Source organism: Streptomyces sp. CNH189 (assembly GCF_000527195.1).
Genome location: NZ_AZUS01000005.1, coordinates 76,001 through 93,632, shown reverse-complemented (window position 1 = coordinate 93,632; position 17,632 = coordinate 76,001). Strand labels below are relative to the sequence as shown.

Annotated in this window: 18 protein-coding genes; 5 read left to right on the top strand and 13 right to left on the bottom strand. The window is 71.8% G+C overall.

Annotated features, from left to right (window positions below):
* Positions 1-287: 287 nt before the first annotated feature.
* A complete protein-coding gene (locus B100_RS0109035; RefSeq protein WP_003953493.1) occupies positions 288-770 on the bottom strand; it encodes a CarD family transcriptional regulator in 483 nt (160 codons plus the stop codon).
* A 723-nt stretch (positions 771-1,493) separates the two neighbouring features.
* On the opposite strand from B100_RS0109035, the gene B100_RS0109030 reads away from it, so the two are divergent.
* A complete protein-coding gene (locus B100_RS0109030) occupies positions 1,494-2,195 on the top strand; it encodes a copper chaperone PCu(A)C domain-containing protein (protein ID WP_024884118.1) in 702 nt (233 codons plus the stop codon).
* Positions 2,196-2,280: 85 nt separating this feature from the next.
* Here the strand turns inward: B100_RS0109030 and phoP are convergent, their stop codons facing one another.
* Together phoP and phoR are read right to left on the bottom strand one after the other, a co-directional pair.
* Complete coding sequence (gene phoP / locus B100_RS0109025) at positions 2,281-2,952, bottom strand: two-component system response regulator PhoP (RefSeq protein WP_467449331.1); 672 nt, start codon at positions 2,950-2,952, stop codon at positions 2,281-2,283.
* Between the two features lie 5 nt (positions 2,953-2,957).
* Entirely contained in the window at positions 2,958-4,244 is a 1,287-nt protein-coding gene (phoR, locus tag B100_RS0109020; RefSeq protein ID WP_024884116.1) for a two-component system sensor histidine kinase PhoR, read from the bottom strand.
* A gap of 216 nt (positions 4,245-4,460) precedes the next feature.
* On the opposite strand from phoR, the gene phoU reads away from it, so the two are divergent.
* A complete protein-coding gene (gene phoU, locus B100_RS0109015) occupies positions 4,461-5,162 on the top strand; it encodes a phosphate signaling complex protein PhoU (RefSeq protein WP_024884115.1) in 702 nt (233 codons plus the stop codon).
* Between the two features lie 215 nt (positions 5,163-5,377).
* Entirely contained in the window at positions 5,378-5,533 is a 156-nt protein-coding gene (locus B100_RS37220) for a hypothetical protein (RefSeq protein ID WP_006133908.1), read from the top strand.
* 69 nt (positions 5,534-5,602) lie between these two features.
* Here the strand turns inward: B100_RS37220 and B100_RS0109005 are convergent, their stop codons facing one another.
* The gene (locus B100_RS0109005; protein WP_024884114.1) at positions 5,603-6,937 is read right to left on the bottom strand and encodes an MFS transporter; all 1,335 of its coding nucleotides are present in this window, start codon (positions 6,935-6,937) and stop codon (positions 5,603-5,605) included.
* Between the two features lie 202 nt (positions 6,938-7,139).
* On the opposite strand from B100_RS0109005, the gene B100_RS0109000 reads away from it, so the two are divergent.
* Positions 7,140-7,901: a phosphoglyceromutase gene (locus B100_RS0109000; RefSeq protein WP_024884113.1), complete on the top strand. Its 762-nt coding sequence runs from the start codon at positions 7,140-7,142 to the stop codon at positions 7,899-7,901.
* A 79-nt stretch (positions 7,902-7,980) separates the two neighbouring features.
* Here the strand turns inward: B100_RS0109000 and B100_RS0108995 are convergent, their stop codons facing one another.
* The 6 genes from B100_RS0108995 to B100_RS0108970 all read right to left on the bottom strand — a co-directional run bounded on the left by B100_RS0108995 (position 7,981) and on the right by B100_RS0108970 (position 13,915).
* Positions 7,981-8,382 (bottom strand): DUF6336 family protein, encoded by a 402-nt coding sequence (locus B100_RS0108995; protein ID WP_024884112.1) that lies wholly within the window; start codon positions 8,380-8,382, stop codon positions 7,981-7,983.
* Between the two features lie 149 nt (positions 8,383-8,531).
* A complete protein-coding gene (locus tag B100_RS0108990; RefSeq protein WP_486585609.1) occupies positions 8,532-10,382 on the bottom strand; it encodes an Ig-like domain repeat protein in 1,851 nt (616 codons plus the stop codon).
* Positions 10,383-10,801: 419 nt separating this feature from the next.
* Positions 10,802-11,053, bottom strand: coding sequence for a hypothetical protein (locus B100_RS0108985; protein WP_024884110.1), 252 nt, complete (start codon positions 11,051-11,053; stop codon positions 10,802-10,804).
* A 227-nt stretch (positions 11,054-11,280) separates the two neighbouring features.
* Positions 11,281-12,279, bottom strand: a complete 999-nt coding sequence (gene gap, locus B100_RS0108980) for a type I glyceraldehyde-3-phosphate dehydrogenase (protein WP_024884109.1) — start codon at positions 12,277-12,279, stop codon at positions 11,281-11,283.
* 114 nt (positions 12,280-12,393) lie between these two features.
* Complete coding sequence (locus B100_RS0108975) at positions 12,394-13,347, bottom strand: helix-turn-helix domain-containing protein (RefSeq protein ID WP_024884108.1); 954 nt, start codon at positions 13,345-13,347, stop codon at positions 12,394-12,396.
* 145 nt (positions 13,348-13,492) lie between these two features.
* A complete protein-coding gene (locus B100_RS0108970; protein ID WP_024884107.1) occupies positions 13,493-13,915 on the bottom strand; it encodes a DUF2000 domain-containing protein in 423 nt (140 codons plus the stop codon).
* Positions 13,916-13,964: 49 nt separating this feature from the next.
* Here B100_RS0108970 and B100_RS0108965 point away from each other — a divergent pair, with 49 nt between their 5' ends.
* Positions 13,965-14,792, top strand: a complete 828-nt coding sequence (locus tag B100_RS0108965) for an AraC family transcriptional regulator (RefSeq protein WP_051489955.1) — start codon at positions 13,965-13,967, stop codon at positions 14,790-14,792.
* Between the two features lie 51 nt (positions 14,793-14,843).
* Here the strand turns inward: B100_RS0108965 and B100_RS0108960 are convergent, their stop codons facing one another.
* The 3 genes from B100_RS0108960 to mshA all read right to left on the bottom strand — a co-directional run bounded on the left by B100_RS0108960 (position 14,844) and on the right by mshA (position 17,617).
* On the bottom strand, positions 14,844-15,650 hold the full coding sequence (locus tag B100_RS0108960) for a hypothetical protein (protein WP_024884105.1): 807 nt from the start codon (positions 15,648-15,650) through the stop codon (positions 14,844-14,846).
* Between the two features lie 118 nt (positions 15,651-15,768).
* Positions 15,769-16,287 carry a type III secretion system chaperone family protein gene (locus B100_RS0108955; RefSeq protein WP_024884104.1) on the bottom strand — a complete coding sequence of 173 codons (519 nt, stop codon included), beginning with the start codon at positions 16,285-16,287 and terminating at the stop codon, positions 15,769-15,771.
* Positions 16,280-17,617 (bottom strand): D-inositol-3-phosphate glycosyltransferase, encoded by a 1,338-nt coding sequence (gene mshA / locus B100_RS0108950; RefSeq protein WP_024884103.1) that lies wholly within the window; start codon positions 17,615-17,617, stop codon positions 16,280-16,282. Before mshA ends, B100_RS0108955 begins: the two co-directional genes overlap by 8 nt.
* Between the last annotated feature and the right edge of the window lie 15 nt (positions 17,618-17,632).

Below are 17,632 nucleotides of genomic sequence, written 5' to 3'. Positions count from 1 at the left end.
GGGGAAAGTGCCGGGCGTGACGCCTTGACCAGCCCCTTCCGTGACTCTGGTCGAGTCCGACCGCCCGGGCCCGGCACGCCGGGGTGGGGACGTGAGTGATGACACATTCCCCATCACGGCGCACGTGCAGCCTACGTACGGTGTCCGGGTACGAACATGCCGCAGCGCCCGGCAACGTCCAGGGACGTCATCGGGCACCGCGGCATTTCGATGTGCTGAGTGCTCTGAGTGCTGCTCCGACGGCCGGCGTGACGGCACGCGGCGGGCGGAGCCTCGACTCGGAGGACTCAGGAGGCGAGAACCTCGTCGAGGAGGGCCTCGGCCTTGTCCTCGTTGGTGTTCTCGGCGAGCGCCAGCTCGCTGACCAGGATCTGACGCGCCTTCGCGAGCATGCGCTTCTCACCGGCGGAGAGTCCGCGCTCCCGCTCACGGCGCCACAGGTCACGTACGACTTCCGCGACCTTGATGACATCGCCCGAGGCGAGCTTCTCGAGATTTGCCTTGTAACGACGGGACCAGTTCGTGGGCTCCTCGGCGTACGGCGCGCGCAGCACCTCGAAGACCCGGTCCAGCCCGTCCTGACCGACCACATCACGCACGCCGACGAACTCCGCATTGTCCGCTGGCACACGTACCGTCAGGTCACCCTGGGCGACCTTCAGCACCAAGTAGGTCTTGTCCACGCCTTTGATCTGGCGAGTTTCGATTGCCTCGATCAGCGCGGCCCCATGATGGGGATAGACCACGGTGTCGCCAACCTTGAACGTCATGTGACAGGTACCCCTTCCGTGGCTATCCAGGGTAACACGGATACGGCGTCTTCTGAATGGCGTTTTCGCAGGTCAGGGCCATTCTCGGGGCTTGACAACAGCAACAGGAACGTGCTGCGGGCGGCTGGCGGAAGCGGGTATTCGCAGGTCGGAGCGGCTCTCCGGGGCAAGTGAAACGCGCACGTTACACCCATCCGGAGCCCCACACGAGCGGCCGAACTTCCCCATATGTCCGGTTCCGGATGCGCGACTTCCGCTACTCCGTTCGGTGAGCCGAGCCCCTTCCGGTCGATTCCGGAATTGATCACACGGTGTGAGGATCAGCGGCCGGTGATCAATTACCGGGGTCCTCCCCATTCCTTCACCGAAATGCGCGGTCGCGTGAATCAAGCGGCGGTCCGGGACGGAAGTGGCACGTGTTTACCCCCGGGTCAGCCGAGGCTTCCGTGACCGGTGAGGCGGCGCCTCGACAGCGACCGCCGCGCGGGGCGACCGCGACCCGCGCGGCGGCCGGAGGCGCGACGCGTGATCGACCACCCTGACCCGGGTGATCGGGTGACATCGTGCCCGCGGGCACGCCGTGCGGCCCCGACCCGGGTAGGCGTGGGGAGGGCCGGGTGCAGCCGCCTGCGGGCGGCTCGGTAACCTGAGGCCGCTGACAGACCCTTAGGGCGGCTTCACCCGGTCGCCACCGCACGCTCGAGTCAAGGAGTTGCCGCCGCCGTGAGCAGCAGCCTTCGACGCGGCGCCCTCGCCGCCGCCGCCATCGCGTTCTCGATCACCGCGCTCTCCGCGTGCGCGGCCGGCAACAACGCCCAGACGCTGCAGATCCAGCCGGACAACGCGGCGACGACGGTCGGCGACATCCAGGTGCAGAACGCCACCGTCATCACCCAGCCCGACCTGGAGTCGACCGGTCCCGCCGTCGTCTCCGCCACGCTCTTCAACTCGGGCGCCAAGGACCAGACCCTCGAGTCGGTCACCGTCCCCGGCACCGGCAAGACCGCCGAGCTGACCCCCGCCGAAGGCGGCGACCTCGTCGTCCCGGCCGGCGGCCGTCTGATCCTCGGCGGCGAGGGCAACGCCTCCGCCGTCCTGCCCAGCAGCCGCGAGGCCGTCCGGGACGGCAACGCGCAGAAGATCACCTTCACCTTCAGCGAGACCGGCGAGGTCAGCCTGCAGGCGATCGTCTTCCCGGCCGAGCACTTCTTCGAGAGCTGGGGTCCGAGCCAGGCCCCCGCCGCCGGGGCCTCCGCCTCCCCGTCGGCGGAGGACTCCGGTGAGCCGGCCGACGGCGCCACCGGCGAGGCCGAGGGCGACACCGCCGGCGACGAGACCTCCGGCGACGGGTCCACGGAGTCCGGTGCCCCGGCCGGCACCCCCTCCGACGCCGCCTCCGCGAGCCAGGAGACCTCCGGCCACTGAGCGGCCGTACGCGCGCACGACACGTGGAAGGGCGGGACCCGGTCGGGTCCCGCCCTTCCACGTGTCACACGGACGCCGCGGCGGCCTACGGCTCGAACTTGTAGCCCAGCCCCCGCACGGTCACCAGGTAGCGGGGCGCCCCCGGGTCCGGCTCTATCTTGGCGCGCAGGCGCTTGACGTGGACGTCGAGGGTCTTGGTGTCACCCACGTAGTCCGCGCCCCACACCCGGTCGATGAGCTGCATCCGGGTCAGCACCCGCCCGGCGTTGCGCAGCAGCATCTCCAGCAGGTCGAACTCCTTCAGCGGCAGGTCGACCTTGGTGCCGCCGACGGTCACCACGTGCCGGTCGACGTCCATCCGCACGGGGCCGGCCTCCAGGGCCGCCGGGGCGGTCTCCTCGGGCTCGCCGCGGCGGCGCAGCACCGCGCGGATGCGGGCCACCAGCTCACGCGAGGAGAACGGCTTGGTGACGTAGTCGTCGGCGCCTATCTCCAGGCCGACCACCTTGTCGATCTCGCTGTCCTTGGCGGTCACCATGATCACGGGAACGTTGGAGCGGCCGCGCAGCTGGCGGCACACCTCGGTGCCCGGCAGGCCGGGCAGCATCAGGTCGAGGAGGACGAGGTCGGCACCGTTTCGGTCGAACTCGTCGAGTCCGTCGGGCCCGGTGGTCGCCACGGCGACCTCGAAGCCCTCCTTGCGGAGCATGTACGACAGGGCGTCGGAGAAGGACTCCTCGTCCTCGACGACGAGCACTCGGGTCACGGAAGGACCTCCGGGGAGGGAAGCGTTTCGTACGCGGATGGATCGGACGCGTGGGGGGAGGGGTGGGACGTCCCCGCGGCCTCGCCGTCGAGGGCCTCGGTGTCGTCCCGCTCGGACGGCCGCCGGCCGCGGGGCGCACGCGCCTCGGGCAGCCGCAGGGTGAAGGTGGAGCCCTGGCCCTCGGCGCTCCACACCGTGACTTCCCCGCCGTGCGAGGCGGCCACGTGTTTCACGATCGCGAGGCCCAGCCCCGTGCCGCCGGTGGCACGGGAGCGGGCGGGGTCGACGCGGTAGAAGCGCTCGAAGACACGCTCCTTGTCCTTGTCGGAGATGCCGATGCCCTGGTCGGTCACGGCTATCTCGATCAGGTCCCCGCCGGGCTGCGCGACCGAACGGACCGCGATGCCCACGCGGGTGCGGGCGGGTGAGTAGTTGACCGCGTTCTCGACGAGGTTGCCGAGCGCGGCGGCGAGCTTCCCCCGGTTGCCCCAGACTCGCAGGTCGGCGGCGCCGGCGGCGGCCATGGTGATCTCCTTGGTGCCCGCCGCGTGCCGGCAGCGGTCGATGGCCTCGGCGACCAGTTCGTCGACCCGGACCGGTTCGGCGTCCTCCAGCGGGTCGTCGTTCTGCACCCGGGAGAGGTCGATGAGCTCCTGCACCAGGTTGGTCAGCCGGGTCGCCTCGATCTGCATGCGCCCGGCGAACCGCTGCACGGCCTCCGGGTCGTCGGAGGCGTCCATCACGGCCTCGGACAGCAGCGACAGCGCGCCGACCGGGGTCTTGAGCTCATGGCTGACGTTGGCGACGAAGTCCCGCCGGACCGCCTCGATACGGCGGGCCTCGGTGAGGTCCTCCACCAGCAGCAGCACCAGCCGGGAGCCGAGCGGCGCCACCCGCGCGGACACCGCGAGGGCCTCGCCGCGCCCGGTGCCCCGGCGCGGCAGGTCCAGTTCGACCTGCCGTATCTCGCCGTCCCGCCGGGTGTCCCGGGCCATCTTCAGCATCGGCTCCACGGCGAGCTTGCCGCCCCGAACCAGTCCGAGGGCGTACGCGGCGGAGCTGGCCTTCACCACGCCGTCGGCCTCGTCGAGGACCACGGCGGACGAGCGCAGCACGGACAGCACGGTGTCGACCCCCGGCGGAAGGACCGCGTCCGTGTGCAGGGAGGTGCGCGTGGGGCGGCGCTGTTCGCGTTCGCTGACGCGGAACGCCAGCATGGCGATGACACCGGTGAGCAGCCCGGCGATCGCTGCCGCTGCGGCGACCGCCGCGTTCACGTCCATGCGTCCAGGTTAGGCATGGCGCGAGCGGTACCCACAGCGGTCGGCGGGCGACCTCGGACACTCGTCGCCCAGAGTTCACCTACAGGCCAGGGCCGGTTCACGCGAGGTGACGGAACCGGACGCGTGGCGGACGGAACGTGGGAGCGTGGGTGGGACCCCAGGCCCTCGGAGCCCGGACCCGGACAGCCCGGACACAGACGCACGAGAGGAATTCCGATGCGGGACGCGTACCACGAGGAACTGGATTCGATCGGCGACGGTCTGGTGGAGATGGCCCGGCTGGTCGGATCGGCGATCGGACGCGCCACGACCGCCATCCTCGACGCCGATCTGAAGCTGGCGGAGAGCGTGATCGAGGCCGACCAGAAGGTCGACGAGCTGCAGCACGACCTGGAGGCGCGGGCCATCGCCCTGCTGGCCCGGCAGCAGCCGGTGGCGACCGACCTGCGGATCGTGGTCACCTCGCTGCGGATGTCGGCGGACTTGGAGCGCTCGGGCGACCTCGCCCAACACGTGGCGAAGCTGGCCCGGCTGCGCTACCCGGAGCGCGGGGTGCCGCGGGACCTGCACGCCACGATCCTGGAGATGGGCCAGCTCGCCCAGCGTCTGATGGCGAAGGCGGCCGAGGTGATCATCACCAAGGACGTCGACCTGGCGCTCCAGCTGGAGCAGGACGACGACGCGATGGACCTGCTGCACCGCACCCTCTTCCAGCACCTGATGGACGACCGCTGGAAGCACGGCATCGAGACGGCGGTCGACGTCACCCTGCTCGGCCGCTACTACGAGCGGTTCGCGGACCACGCGGTGTCCGTGGCGAAGCGGGTGGTGTACCTGGTCACCGGCGAGCACGCGGACGAGATCCAGGCGGACCTGCAGCCGGAGATCACACCGGTGCCGAGGGGAGAGGCCGGCTGAGGTCACGCCGCGGGTGGATCCGCGGGCGGGGTGGCCCGGAGGCGTGAGCGGTGGGGGGCGCGGGCGGTGGGGGCGCGGGTGGTGGCCGGGGGCGCGACCGACGGCCGGGGGCGCGGGTGAGCTTCCGCCGCCCCCGATGCGCCGTTGATGCGCCCGACGGGCTGGGCGTGCAATGGGGAGAGGTGTGCGCAGGCCCCAGCCCCGAGGAGGGACCCATGGCCGAATCCCCCGGCACGACGCCCGACCCCACGCAGGAGCGCGAGACCGAGCAACCCGCCGAGGTCAGGAACCTCACCCTGATCGCGGCCTGCGGCTGCGGTTCGGGGTGCGGTTGCGGGTGCCAGTCGGGCAGCCCGTGCCAGTGCGGCTGAGTCAGTCCGTACGAGGGCCCCGGCGCCGGTGACGGCTGCCGGGGCCTTCGGCGTTCGGGGAGAGGGGGGTCAGGAGGCGCTGCTCTCCGGGACCGTACGGGTGGCCGCGTCCGTGGACCGCTTCACGGTGCCAGCCGGCTGCCGCACCCGTTCGGTGCGTTCGGTGCGTTCAGTGCCTTCGGCGCGCTCGGCGCCCGTCTCGTCCGGCAGCCCGCGCATCAGCAGCCCGTACCCGAGACCGGCCACCGTCCCGACGACGGCGCACGTGCCCCACAGCCACGCGGCACCCCAGCGGTCGATGACGAACCCGGACATCAGCGGGGCGACGAGCGAGGCCACCGCCCAGGACATGGTGTACATGCCCTGGTAGCGCCCGCGTCCGTGCACCGGGGAGAGCCGTACGACGAGCCCGGTCTGGGTGGGGGCGTTGACGATCTCGGCCAGCGTCCACACGCAGACGGTGAGGGCGAAGACGCCGACCGACCCGGCGAAGGCGGTGAGCCCGAAGCCGTACCCGGCCAGCAGCGAGGACGCGATCAGCAGCCGTCGCGGGTCGCGGTGCTCGATGAACCGCGTGACGGGGAGTTGCAGGACGACGATCAGCACACCGTTGACGGCGATGGCCATGCCGAAGTCGGCGGGGGTGAACCCGGCCTCGCCCATGGCGACCGGCAGTCCCAGGTAGCCCTGCTGGAAGACGAGGGCGATGAGGAAGGACAGCCCGACGACGCCCATGTACCGGCCGTCGCGCAGCACCGTCCCCAGGGAGACGGCATCCTCCGACCCGTCGGGGCCGGCGGGCTGCTTCTCCGGCCGGGACTCCGGCAGCTTCATGAAGACGAGCACGGCGCAGACCAGCGTCATCCCCGCCTCGATCAGGAACCCGGCGAGGTAGCTGACCTCGGCGATGAACCCGGCTCCCGCGGAGGAGATCGCGAAGCCGAGGTTGATGGCCCAGTAGTTGAGGGAGAAGGCCCGGATACGGTCCTCCGGCCGCACGATGTCCGCCATCATCGCCTGCACCGCAGGCCGGGAGGCGTTGGCCGCCATGCCGACGAGGAAGGCGACGCCCGCGATGGCGACGGGGTGGTGCACGAAGCCGAGCAGGGCGACGGACAGGGCGGTCGCGGTCTGGGCGACGAGCAGGGTGGGCCGGCGCCCGAGCCGGTCGGTCATGACGCCCGCGACGAGGGACGAGATGACGCCGCCCAGGCCGTGGAGCGCGACGACGAGACCGGCGTAGGAGGCGGAGTAGCCGCGGTCGAGGGTGAGGTAGAGCGCCATGAAGGTGGCGACGAAGGCACCGAGCCGGTTGACCAGGGTGCTGGTCCACAACCACCAGAACGCGCTGGGAAGCCCCGAGACGGACTCGCGTACGGCCCGTCTGACTCCGGTGACTGACATGTGTGGCCCCCAAGGCGCCCGGGCCGGCCCGGGATGACGTGTGAACGGTGTGAGCGATGCTGGCGATGTAAGCGGCTGGAGCAGCGAGCACAACTTACGAAGACGGGGCGCGCGGGGGCCACTCAATTAACAGATCCCGTCAACCGTCCGCCAGGCGGGCAGGGCGCGCGGGGCGTGTCGGGCGTCGATTACGCTCGGACACATGGCCGACGCACCGTACAAGCTGATCCTCCTCCGCCACGGCGAGAGCGAGTGGAACGAGAAGAACCTGTTCACCGGCTGGGTGGACGTCAACCTCACCCCGAAGGGCGAGAAGGAGGCGACGCGCGGCGGCGAGCTGCTCAAGGACGCCGGCCTGCTGCCCGACGTGCTCCACACCTCCCTCCAGAAGCGCGCGATCCGCACGGCGCAGCTCGCGCTGGAGGCCGCGGACCGCCTGTGGATCCCGGTCAGCCGCAGCTGGCGCCTGAACGAGCGTCACTACGGCGCCCTCCAGGGCAAGGACAAGGCGCAGACGCTCGCGGAGTTCGGCGAGGAGCAGTTCATGCTCTGGCGCCGCTCCTACGACACCCCGCCGCCCGCCCTGGCCAACGACGCCGAGTACTCCCAGTTCTCGGACCCGCGCTACGCGACCCTCCCGCCGGAGCTGCGTCCGCAGACGGAGTGCCTGAAGGACGTCGTCGTCCGGATGCTGCCGTACTGGTTCGACTCGATCGTCCCGGACCTGCTCACCGGCCGCACGGTCCTCGTCGCCGCCCACGGCAACAGCCTGCGCGCGCTGGTCAAGCACCTGGACGGCATCTCGGACGCCGACATCGCGGGCCTGAACATCCCGACGGGCATCCCCCTCTCTTACGAGCTCGACGCCGACTTCAAGCCGGTCACCCCGGGCGGCACGTACCTCGACCCGGACGCGGCGGCTGCGGCGATCGAGGCGGTCAAGAACCAGGGCAAGAAGAAGTAAGGGCCCACGCGTAAGCCCCCTTCCTTGCGGGAGGGGGCTTTCTCTCATGCCCTGGGTCGTCCACGGGCCGGAGCCAGTTCTAGCTGTACAACCAGCTGTCGTAAGGCACGGCGTCCACGAGGTGGTACAGCCCGAAAGCGGCAGCCCCAAGGACGAGGAGACACAACCCGGAGCGCAGGAACACCGGGCCGATGACCGTGACCGAGGCAGCCTGCGTGGTGATGGTGCCCCAGTCCCGCAGGCGTCGGATGTCTTCCGCGCTGAACCACCAGAAGCTGGCACCGATCACAAGGAAGAAGGCGCCGAAGAATCCCAGAGCACTCACGACGGCCAGGAATTCTTTTCGCTCGCTGTGGCCACTGATGCTCAAGGCCGCCGCTACGAGCGGCACCGCGCCCAACAGGCCGAAGACAGCCCCTCGCCGCGCGACGTCGCCCGGCCGTAGTCGCGGCAGCTTCACGCCGTCTTGATCCAAAGCCATGGCCAGCACCCTAGTGGGCCGCCCCGACGCACTGCGGGGAGGTCTCACGAGGTCGCCTGGACCTCGATGGTCGGATCGAACTCGATGATGGACCACCACCTCCGCCGACTGAGGCCGTGCCGGTGACGCACGGCCTCAGCCGGCCCAGCTCACTTCGTGAACGTGAAGTACTTCCAGGCGCCGTGGGTCGTCGAGTTGACGGAGTCGCCCGAGGAGCCGTTGATGTACGACGAGCGGATGCGGGCGCGGATGCCCGACTCGCCCGGGGCCTCCAGGCGTACGACCGACTTGCCCTTGCTGTTCAGGGCGAAGTACTCCGCGGCCGTGCTGCGCCAGGCGCCCGCGTACCAGACCTGGAGCTGGAGGCGCTGGGCGCGGCCCTTGTAGTAGCTCATGGTCGTGGTGAACACGGGGTCGGTGTTCTTGCGGAAGTAGTGGTACTTCGTGGAGCCGATCTTGCCCGTCCTGTAGTGCTTGGAGACGCCGGTGGAGACGCTCACCCTGGCGTAGCCCGTGGACTTCACCGTCTTCGCGGCGTAGCGGGCGTCGCCGGCGAAGACCGCGCTGACGGTGGTGTCGCGGCCCATGGTGACGGTCGCCGACAGGTTGCCCTTGGAGTTGACCTTGCCGGTCCTCAGCAGCCTCTTCGGCTTGTCGGCGCCGAAGGGGTCCGCGTAGATCGAGACGGTGCGGTTCTTGTACGTGGTGCCGAGGTGCGCGGTGAAGGTGACCTTCTTGCCGTACGCGTACACCTTGCCGTTGTTGTTCAGGGTCAGCGAGGTCGCCTTGCGCGAGACCTCCACGGCGGCCGCGCCGGAGGCCGGGGCGTGCGTGGCGTCGCCCGCCCAGGCGACCCTGTAGGTGACCTTGCCGCCGGCCGGCGGGGTGTCCGTGAAGGAGAAGGTGCCGTCCGCCTTCGTCCTCGCGGCGGTCAGCGCCTTGCCCTTGGGCGACTCGACGTCGGTGCGCGTCACCGTCAGGGCGGTCCCGGCGGGCGGGAGCGTCTTGGAGGTGAGCTTGCCGGTGACGGTGAGCTTCTTGGCCCGCTCCGACTTCGCCGGGGCCGACACCTTGAGGGCGGGCACCTCCTTGGTCGGGTCGGTCAGGGCGCGCAGGGTGTGGGTGCCGTAGGTGTTGACCGAGACGGCGAAGACCCGGCTGGCGTCCGGCGCCCAGGCCAGGGCCCCGTCCACGAGAGTGTCGGCGCCGCTGCTGTTGCCCGTGTTGGGGAAGTCGTACTCCCGCACCGGCACCGGGTCGCCCGGGCGGTGGATGTGCACGTCGGGGTCGTACCAGGAGAAGCTGCCACCCGCGATGCTGCCGTCGGGCGCGATGCGCACGGCGTTCGGGTAGGCCTCGATGGGGTAGCCCGGCTGCTCGGTGAGGTCGGTGGCCGAGTAGGCGCCGAGGCTGTAACCGTAGCCCTGGCCCCAGGAGGTGAGGATCTGCTTGCCGTCCGGCGTCAGGTCCAGCTGCTTCACGCCGCTGCCCACGAACGTCGTGGCGCGCAGGGCGGCTCCGTCGGCGGAGACGTCGTAGACCGCGACGTAGCTGCTGTCACCGGCCACCAGGGTGCCCGGGACGGCGGGGTCGGACGCCAGGATGGTGCTCGCGCCGTAGAAGCCGGCGTCGCCCTTCTGGCCGAGGTGTACGACGGGCTCGGGACCGGAGACGTCCAGCGAGCCGAAGTCCGCGCCGTGGGCGAACCAGACGCGGCCGTCCACCACCTCCAGGTCGCCGGGCGCCGCGCCCAGCGGGTAACTCGCCGTCTGTGTGTACGTGGTGGTGTCGACCGAGACGATCCGGTCGTCCTTCGTCACGGCGGCGTACACCTGGCCGCCGTCGTCGGACACGGCGAGGCCGGACACCCCGGACAGGCCCGTGAGTGTGGCCCTGACGGTGCCGTTGTAGTCGGTGACGACGATCTTTCCGCCGGTCGGGTCGGAGACGTAGACCCGCTGGTGTGCCCCGTCGACGACCATGTCGCCGACCGAAGTCACCGGAAGAACCTTCGCGGAGTCGGCCGCCGCCGGTGCCGACGTGCCCCCCACCAGAGCCGCGGAACCGAGGACGACCGCGAGTGCCGTCGCGGTCGCGATGCTGCGCCTGCGCACAGTGATGTGCCCCCAAGGAAGAAGTCCGGTGGTCGCCGGACATGAGGATGAAAGAGGCCGCGCGTCCCCCCTCACCCGAACGGGTGTTGGACGCTGCCTCGGCGCAGCGTATGGCATGCGACGGACAATCGAGGAACGGAATATCGCGCGCATCGCGCGCGGGCTCCGTGAGCCTCGGGTGAGGGGGCCGACCGGCCATGTCATCCGCACGCGGCGGGTGTTGGGAATTTCCGGGTGACCGAGGAGCCGCAGCACGTGACCCGCGTGACGCCGAGCCGGGGTGGGCCGAACTCCGGGACCGCCGCTCAGGCGCGGTCGCGACGGGCGCGGAGGTGGCGGGTGCCGAGGGCGGTCAGGGCGGCGAGGGTGAGGAGGCCGGTGGCCAGGTTCACCACGAGGGGGGCCTGGGCGACGGACGCGACGAGGTTCGCCACGCCGCTGACGGCCACGACGGCCCAGAGGGCCGTGTGGGTGGCGGAGGTGTCGGTCGCCTTGGGCTGGACGGTCGTCATGTCGGCTGCTCCCGGGTCGAGTTCGCGGATCCGTTCCGCGTTCACCACGCTAGGGAGCGGGGGGTCCGGCGTCGCGCCGGGAAGCACCCCTGTTCGCGGTACAGCAGGCTGTACCTGACGCGTGTGCCATGGGTGCGGCACCGGCGTTCCGGCGACGACCGCCTCAGTACCGCCTGCCGACGCACACGGGCGTGCCCCCTGCTCACGGACACCGTGGACAGGGGGCACGTACGCGATAGAGGGTCGGCCCTCCGTGCTCGGCGGGCCGGCGCTCAGCCTCGCGCCAGCAGCTCCAGGGTGTCGATCACCCGGTTCGAGAAGCCCCACTCGTTGTCGTACCAGGCGACCACCTTGACGTGGCGGCCGTCGACGCGGGTGAGGGCCGAGTCGAAGATGGAGGAGGCGGGGTTGCCGGTGATGTCCGACGACACCAGCGGGTCCTCCGAGTACTCGAGGACGCCGGCCAGCGGGCCCTCCGCGGCGGTGCGGTACGCGGCGAGCACCTCGTCGCGGGTGACGTCACGGGCGACCGTCGTGTTGAGCTCGACGATCGACCCGACCGGCACCGGTACGCGGATCGAGTCGCCCGACAGCTTGCCGTCGAGGTTCGGCAGCACCAGGCCGATCGCCTTGGCGGCACCGGTCGTGGTGGGCACGATGTTCACTCCGGCGGCACGGGCGCGGCGCGGGTCGCGGTGCGGGCCGTCCTGGAGGTTCTGCTCCTGCGTGTAGGCGTGCACGGTCGTCATGAACCCGTGCTCGATGCCGGCGAGGTCGTCGAGGACCGCGGCCAGCGGCGCGAGCGCGTTGGTGGTGCAGGAGGCGTTCGAGACGATCGTGTGCACGTCCGGGTCGTACGCGTCGGTGTTCACGCCGTACGCGAGCGTGACGTCGGCGCCGTCCGAGGGCGCGCTGACCAGGACCTTCCGCGCGCCGGCGTCGAGGTGTGCGCGGGCGGCCTTGGCCGACGTGAAGCGGCCGGTGGCCTCCAGGACCAGGTCGACGTCCAGGTCGGCCCACGGCAGCTGCGCCGGCTCGCGCTCGGCCAGCACCTTGATCCGGTGGCCGTCGACGACGAGGGTGTCGCCGTCCACGGTCACCGGGCGCCCGAGGCGGCCGGCGGTGCTGTCGAAGGCGAGCAGCCGGGCGAGGGCGGCCGGCTCGGTCAGGTCGTTGACGGCGACGACCTCCAGGCCGCTGTCGCGCTCCAGCAGTGCGCGCAGCACATTGCGTCCGATGCGGCCGAATCCGTTGATGGCGATGCGAGTCATGAGTGGTGTCCCTTCCTCTCACCACCCAGGCTCGCGCGCCGCCGACGCCGCTGACAGTGGCGGGAACGCCATGGTTCACAAGTATCCCGCCAGGCCCGGCGGAGGGCCTCGCTACTACCCCCGCGTGAACGTGCGCCGGTACTCGCTCGGGGTGGTGCCGAGGATGCGCTGGAAGTGCAGCCGCAGGTTGGCGCCGGTGCCGAGCCCGGTGTCGGCGGCGATCTGCTCGACGCTGCGCTGCGAGCGCTCCAGCAGTTCGCGGGCCAGGTCGACGCGGGCGCGCATCACCCACTGCATCGGTGTGTAGCCGGTCTCCTCGACGAACCGCCGGGAGAAGGTGCGTGGCGAGACGCCCGCCTCCTTGGCCAGCACGTCCAGAGTGAGCGGGTCGCCGAGCCGGTGCAGTGCCCACTCCCGGGTGGCGGCGAACCGCTCGCCCAGCGGCTCGGGCACGCTGCGCGGCACGTACTGGGCCTGGCCGCCGCTGCGGTAGGGCGCCGCCACCAGCCGGCGGGCCGCGTGGTTGGACGCGGCCACGCCGAGGTCGCCGCGCAGGATGTGCAGGCACAGGTCGATGCCGGAGGCGGCGCCCGCCGAGGTGAGCACGCTGCCCTCGTCGACGAACAGCACGTTCTCGTCGACCCGGACGCGCGGGTGCCGGGCCTTGAGGGCGCGTGTGTAGTGCCAGTGCGTGGTGGCGCGCCGCCCGTCGAGCAGGCCGGTGGCGGCGAGCGCGAAGGCGCCGGTGGAGATGGCGGCGAGCCGCGCGCCCCGCTCGTGGGCGGCGATCAGCGCCTCGACGACGGCGCGCGGCGGGTCCTCCCGGTCCGGGAACCGGTACCCGGGCACGAAGACGACGTCGGCCCACTCCAGCGCGTCCAGGCCGTGGGAGACGGCGTACGCGAGACCGTCGCCGCCGGCCACCAGGCCGGGCGCCGCCCCGCACACCCGCACCTCGTACGGCATGCTCGCGCGGGTCGTGAAGACCTGCGCGGGGATCCCGACGTCGAGCGGCTTCGCGCCCTCCAGCACCAGGACGGCGACGCGATGCAGACGGGGGGCGGGCACGGAAAAAGCGTACGCGGACGGCCTGGACCTCGGCGCCCGCGCACGGACCCGCACGCGCACACGGACGCGTCCGTGCGAGGACATCCGCGCGCACGGGTGCCTCCGCGGGCGGATGCCGCACGGGTGCCTCCGCGGGCGGACGTCCTCACGGATGCATCCGCGCCCCCTTCAGCGTCTTGTCCACCGCGTTGCGCGGGCCGTGGACGGCCAGGCCGACCAGGTCCAGGTCGGTGGTGCGGACGGCGCGGACGGCCGCGCGGTTGGCGTCGTCGTGGCCGGTGGCGAAGAGGTCGGAGGTGAAGACCGCGCGCGGCAAGGCGCGGGAGAGGGCGCGTTCGTGGGCCGCCCTCAGGACCTCCTTGGTGCCCTGGAAGACCAGCACCGGCTGGCGGAACATCGGCAGGTAGCCGACGCCGTCCGCGTCCTCGTACGGCTCGCCGATCAGCTCGGGGACCTGGGTGCCCAGGCCGCTGACCAGGAACGCGGTGACGTTGAGGCGCTGCCAGGGCTCCAGGTCCTCGCGCAGCAGGACGGCGATCTTCGTGTCGAAACGGGTGCTCGTGCTCATGCCGTGAGACTGCCGCCCGGGTCCGCCCCCGGTCTTGTACGTTGTTTGCATGCCTGCCCCGGCATCCCCGCCCCCGGAACCGGCGCCCGCGAGCGTCTCCGCCTGGCGGCCCTCCGTCCCCGGTGTCGTCGAGGTGTTCCACGCCCGGTTCACCGAGTACGCCTACCCGATGCACGTCCACGACGCCTGGACACTGCTGATCGTCGACTCCGGCGCCGTGCGGTACGACCTCGACCGGCACGAGCACGGCACCCCGCACGACACCGTGTCCCTGCTGCCGCCCCACGTGCCGCACAACGGCGCCCCCGCCACGGCGGACGGGTTCCGCAAGCGGGTGCTGTACCTGGACTCCAGCCGTCTCGGCGACGACCTCATCGGGGCCGCCGTGGACCGGCCCGACCTGCGCGATCCACTGCTGCGCCGGCGGGTCGGCCAGGTGCACGCGGCGCTGGTCCGGCCCGGGGACGAGCTGGAGGCGGAGAGCCGGCTGACGCTGGTCGGGGAACGGCTGCGGGAGCATCTGGAGTCACGGGAGCCGGCCGCGCCCCGCCGCCCCGACCCCGTACTGGCCCGGCGGCTGCGGGAGTTGCTCGACGCGCGGGTGCCCGACGGGCTCACCCTGGCGGAGGCGGGCGCCGAGCTGTCGGCCCATCCCGCCCATCTGGTACGGGCGTTCAGCACCGCGTACGGCATCCCGCCGCACCAGTACCTGACGTCCAGACGGGTCGGGCGGGCGCGGCGGCTGCTGCTGGAGGGGTGGCCGCCGGGCGACGTCGCGGCCGCCGCCGGGTTCTACGACCAGGCCCACCTGACCCGGCACTTCCGCCGGCTGGTGGGGGTCACGCCGGGGCGGTACAGGAGCGCGGAACGCCCATGAGAAAGCGCGCCGTCGGGGGTCCGCACGCGCGAACCCCCGACGGCGTACGCGTCACCTCACGTCGACGTGGTCCGCCGCCGACGTCGCCCCGCCGGTCGTGGTCGTCTGGCCGAACATCCAGCGCCAGTAGCCGTCCGCGGTCGCCTTCACCGTGCTCTTCAGGGACCCGGTGGAGCTCGCCCGCACCGTCTTGACCGCCTTCCAGGTGGTGGTGCCCGCCTTGCGGAACTCGAGCCGGGCCGCCTTGCCTCCGTAGACGGAGTAGGCGCGCTTCGCCCAGTCGGCGCGCGTCAGCTTGCCCGTGACGGTGAGCGTCCTGTTCTTGACCACCGGCTCGGGCGAGGCGTTGACCGTGGCCCGGGCGGCCCGCTTGACCTGGAGGGTGGCCGAGCTGTTCAGGTACCCGTGCTTGGTCTTGCCCTTCACGTCCAGGAGGGCGACGAACGCCGGCTTCCACGTCGTGGCGTCCGCGGCCGAGTCGAGGTTCTCGCGGGGCCGGATGCGCAGCGTCCCCTCGCAGTTAGCGGCGCGCGAGCCGTCCTCGTTGCACGTGATCATGTCGTGGAGGAAGACCTGGTTGCCCGGGCCCTCGTAGGCCTTGACCGCCGTCGTGCCGTGGTACATGAACGGCATGGCCGACGCGGTGCTGATGGTGTGCCCGGCGGGCCAGGTCACCCGGAAGCTGATCGTCGGGTACTTCGTCTCGGTGGTGCCCACCACGATGGGCTTGCCCTTGTTCACGACCACCTTCGACACCTTGATGCCGGTGTCGGCGGCCTGGGCGGGCTGAGCGGTCAGCGCCCCGAGGACGATCGTTCCGCCGAGCACCGCCGCCAGGGCGGATCTGCCAGTGCGCATGCACGTCCTCTTCATGCATGGGACCCCTGTGTCCGGGGCCCGGATCGCGGCAGGCTAGCAGCCCGCTTCCGCACGCCAGTTCGGACCCCGCCGTCATGCGGTCACACAACGCGCGGAGTCAGCCCTTCGAGGGCCGCTCCAGCAGATGCGTGAACGCGTCCAGATTGCGGGTCGACTCACCGCGTGACACCCGCCATTCGTACTCCTTGCGGATCGCGGAGGCGAAGCCCAGCTCCAGCAGGGTGTTGAAGCTGCCGTCGGCGGCCTCGAGCACCTGGCCGAGCAGCCGGTCGACCTCCTCCGGAGTGACCGCGGGCAGCGGCAGCCGGCCGCTGACGTAGATGTCGCCGAGCGGGTCGACGGCGTAACTCACGCCGAACAGCTTGAGGTTGCGCTCCAGGAGCCAGCGGTGGACGCCGGACTCGTTCTCGTCGGGGTGGCGGATGACGAAGGCGTTGAGGGACAGCGTGTGCCGGCCGACGATCAGGGAGACCGTCGTGGACAGTTTGCGGGTGCCGGGGAGTTTCACCACGAAGGTGCCGGAGGCGGGGCTCTCCCACTCCAGCTCGGCGTCCTTCAGCACGCCCTCGATGACCTGTGCCGCCCGCTGCTCTGCTTGCGCCGCCTTGTCAGCCATGGTGGGAGCGTACGTGACGGCGGTGGGCCTGGGTCGCGGCCGTGTAGACGTCGGCCGTGGCGGCGGCCGCCGCGTCCCAGCCGAAGGACTGGGCGTGCCGGGCGGCGGCCTCGCCCATCCGGGCGGCGAGCTCCGGCCGGTCGGCGAGGTCCTCCAGCACGCGCGCGTACGCGGCCGGGTCGTGGCCCCGGACGAGGAAGCCGGTGTCTCCGTCCCGCACGGCGACCGGGAGGCCGCCCACCGCGGCGGCGAGCACCGGGGTGCCGGACGCCTGGGCCTCTATGGCGACCAGGCCGAACGACTCGCTGTACGACGGCATGACCAGCACGGACGCCGCGCGGAACCAGTCCGCGAGCTGCTCCTGCCCGACCGGCGGGTGGAAGTGGACCACGTCGGCGACGCCGAGCCGCGCGGCGAGCTTCTGCAGTCCCTCCGGCTTGGCGAGGCCGCTGCCGCTGGGGCCGCCCACCACGGGCACGCAGATGCGGGAGCGCAGCTCGGGCCGCTCGGCGAGCAGCACGGCCACCGCGCGCAGCAGCACGTCGGGGGCCTTGAGGGGCTGGATCCGGCCGGCGAACAGCGGGATCAGCGCGTCCGGGGGCAGGCCCAGGCGGGCGCGCGCGGCGGCGCGGCCGTCCGCGGGGCGGAAGCGGCCGAGATTCACGCCGGGGTGGACGACGGCGACCTTGCCGGGGTCGGCCGCGTAGTGCTCGACGAGTTCGCCGGCCTCCTCGGCGGTGTTGGCGATCAGCCGGTCGGCGGCGGCGACGATCTGCGTCTCGCCGATGACCCGGGCGGCGGGCTCGGGGGTGTCGCCGTCGGCGAGGTTGGCGTTCTTGACCTTGGCCATGGTGTGCATGGCGTGCACCAGGGGGACGCCCCAGCGCTGGGCGGCCAGCCAGCCGACGTGGCCGGAGAGCCAGTAGTGCGAGTGGACCAGGTCGTAGTGGCCGGGGCGGTGGCCGGCCCACGCCTGCATCACGCCGTGGGTGAAGGCGCACAGCTGGGCGGGCAGGTCCTCCTTGGCGAGGCCCTCGTAGGGGCCCGCGTCGACGTGCCGGACGAGGACGCCTGGGGCGAGGTCGACGACGGGTGGCAGGGCGGCCGTGGTCGCCCGGGTGAAGATCTCCACCTCGATGTTGATCGCGGCCAGGCGCTGGGCGAGCTCCACGATGTAGACGTTCATGCCGCCGGCGTCGCCGGTGCCCGGCTGGTGCAGCGGTGAGGTGTGCACGGAGAGCATCGCCACGCGGCGTGGCCTGCGGTGCAGCCGCAGCCGCGACGGGGTGGCGGGGGAGCGCCGCCCGAGCCTCGCGATGTACTGGCTCACGTGGCGTTCCTCCTC

Coding starts and splice junctions, on each gene's coding strand:
- B100_RS0109035 (WP_003953493.1), bottom strand. CDS start 770: ATGACGTTCAAGGTTGGCGACACCGTGGTCTATCCCCATCATGGGGCC.
- phoR (WP_024884116.1), bottom strand. CDS start 4,244: ATGGACGTGAACGCGGCGGTCGCCGCAGCGGCAGCGATCGCCGGGCTG.
- phoU (WP_024884115.1), top strand. CDS start 4,461: ATGCGGGACGCGTACCACGAGGAACTGGATTCGATCGGCGACGGTCTG.
- B100_RS37220 (WP_006133908.1), top strand. CDS start 5,378: ATGGCCGAATCCCCCGGCACGACGCCCGACCCCACGCAGGAGCGCGAG.
- B100_RS0109005 (WP_024884114.1), bottom strand. CDS start 6,937: ATGTCAGTCACCGGAGTCAGACGGGCCGTACGCGAGTCCGTCTCGGGG.
- B100_RS0109000 (WP_024884113.1), top strand. CDS start 7,140: ATGGCCGACGCACCGTACAAGCTGATCCTCCTCCGCCACGGCGAGAGC.
- B100_RS0108995 (WP_024884112.1), bottom strand. CDS start 8,382: ATGGCTTTGGATCAAGACGGCGTGAAGCTGCCGCGACTACGGCCGGGC.
- gap (WP_024884109.1), bottom strand. CDS start 12,279: ATGACTCGCATCGCCATCAACGGATTCGGCCGCATCGGACGCAATGTG.
- B100_RS0108970 (WP_024884107.1), bottom strand. CDS start 13,915: ATGAGCACGAGCACCCGTTTCGACACGAAGATCGCCGTCCTGCTGCGC.
- B100_RS0108965 (WP_051489955.1), top strand. CDS start 13,965: ATGCCTGCCCCGGCATCCCCGCCCCCGGAACCGGCGCCCGCGAGCGTC.
- B100_RS0108960 (WP_024884105.1), bottom strand. CDS start 15,650: ATGCGCACTGGCAGATCCGCCCTGGCGGCGGTGCTCGGCGGAACGATC.
- B100_RS0108955 (WP_024884104.1), bottom strand. CDS start 16,287: ATGGCTGACAAGGCGGCGCAAGCAGAGCAGCGGGCGGCACAGGTCATC.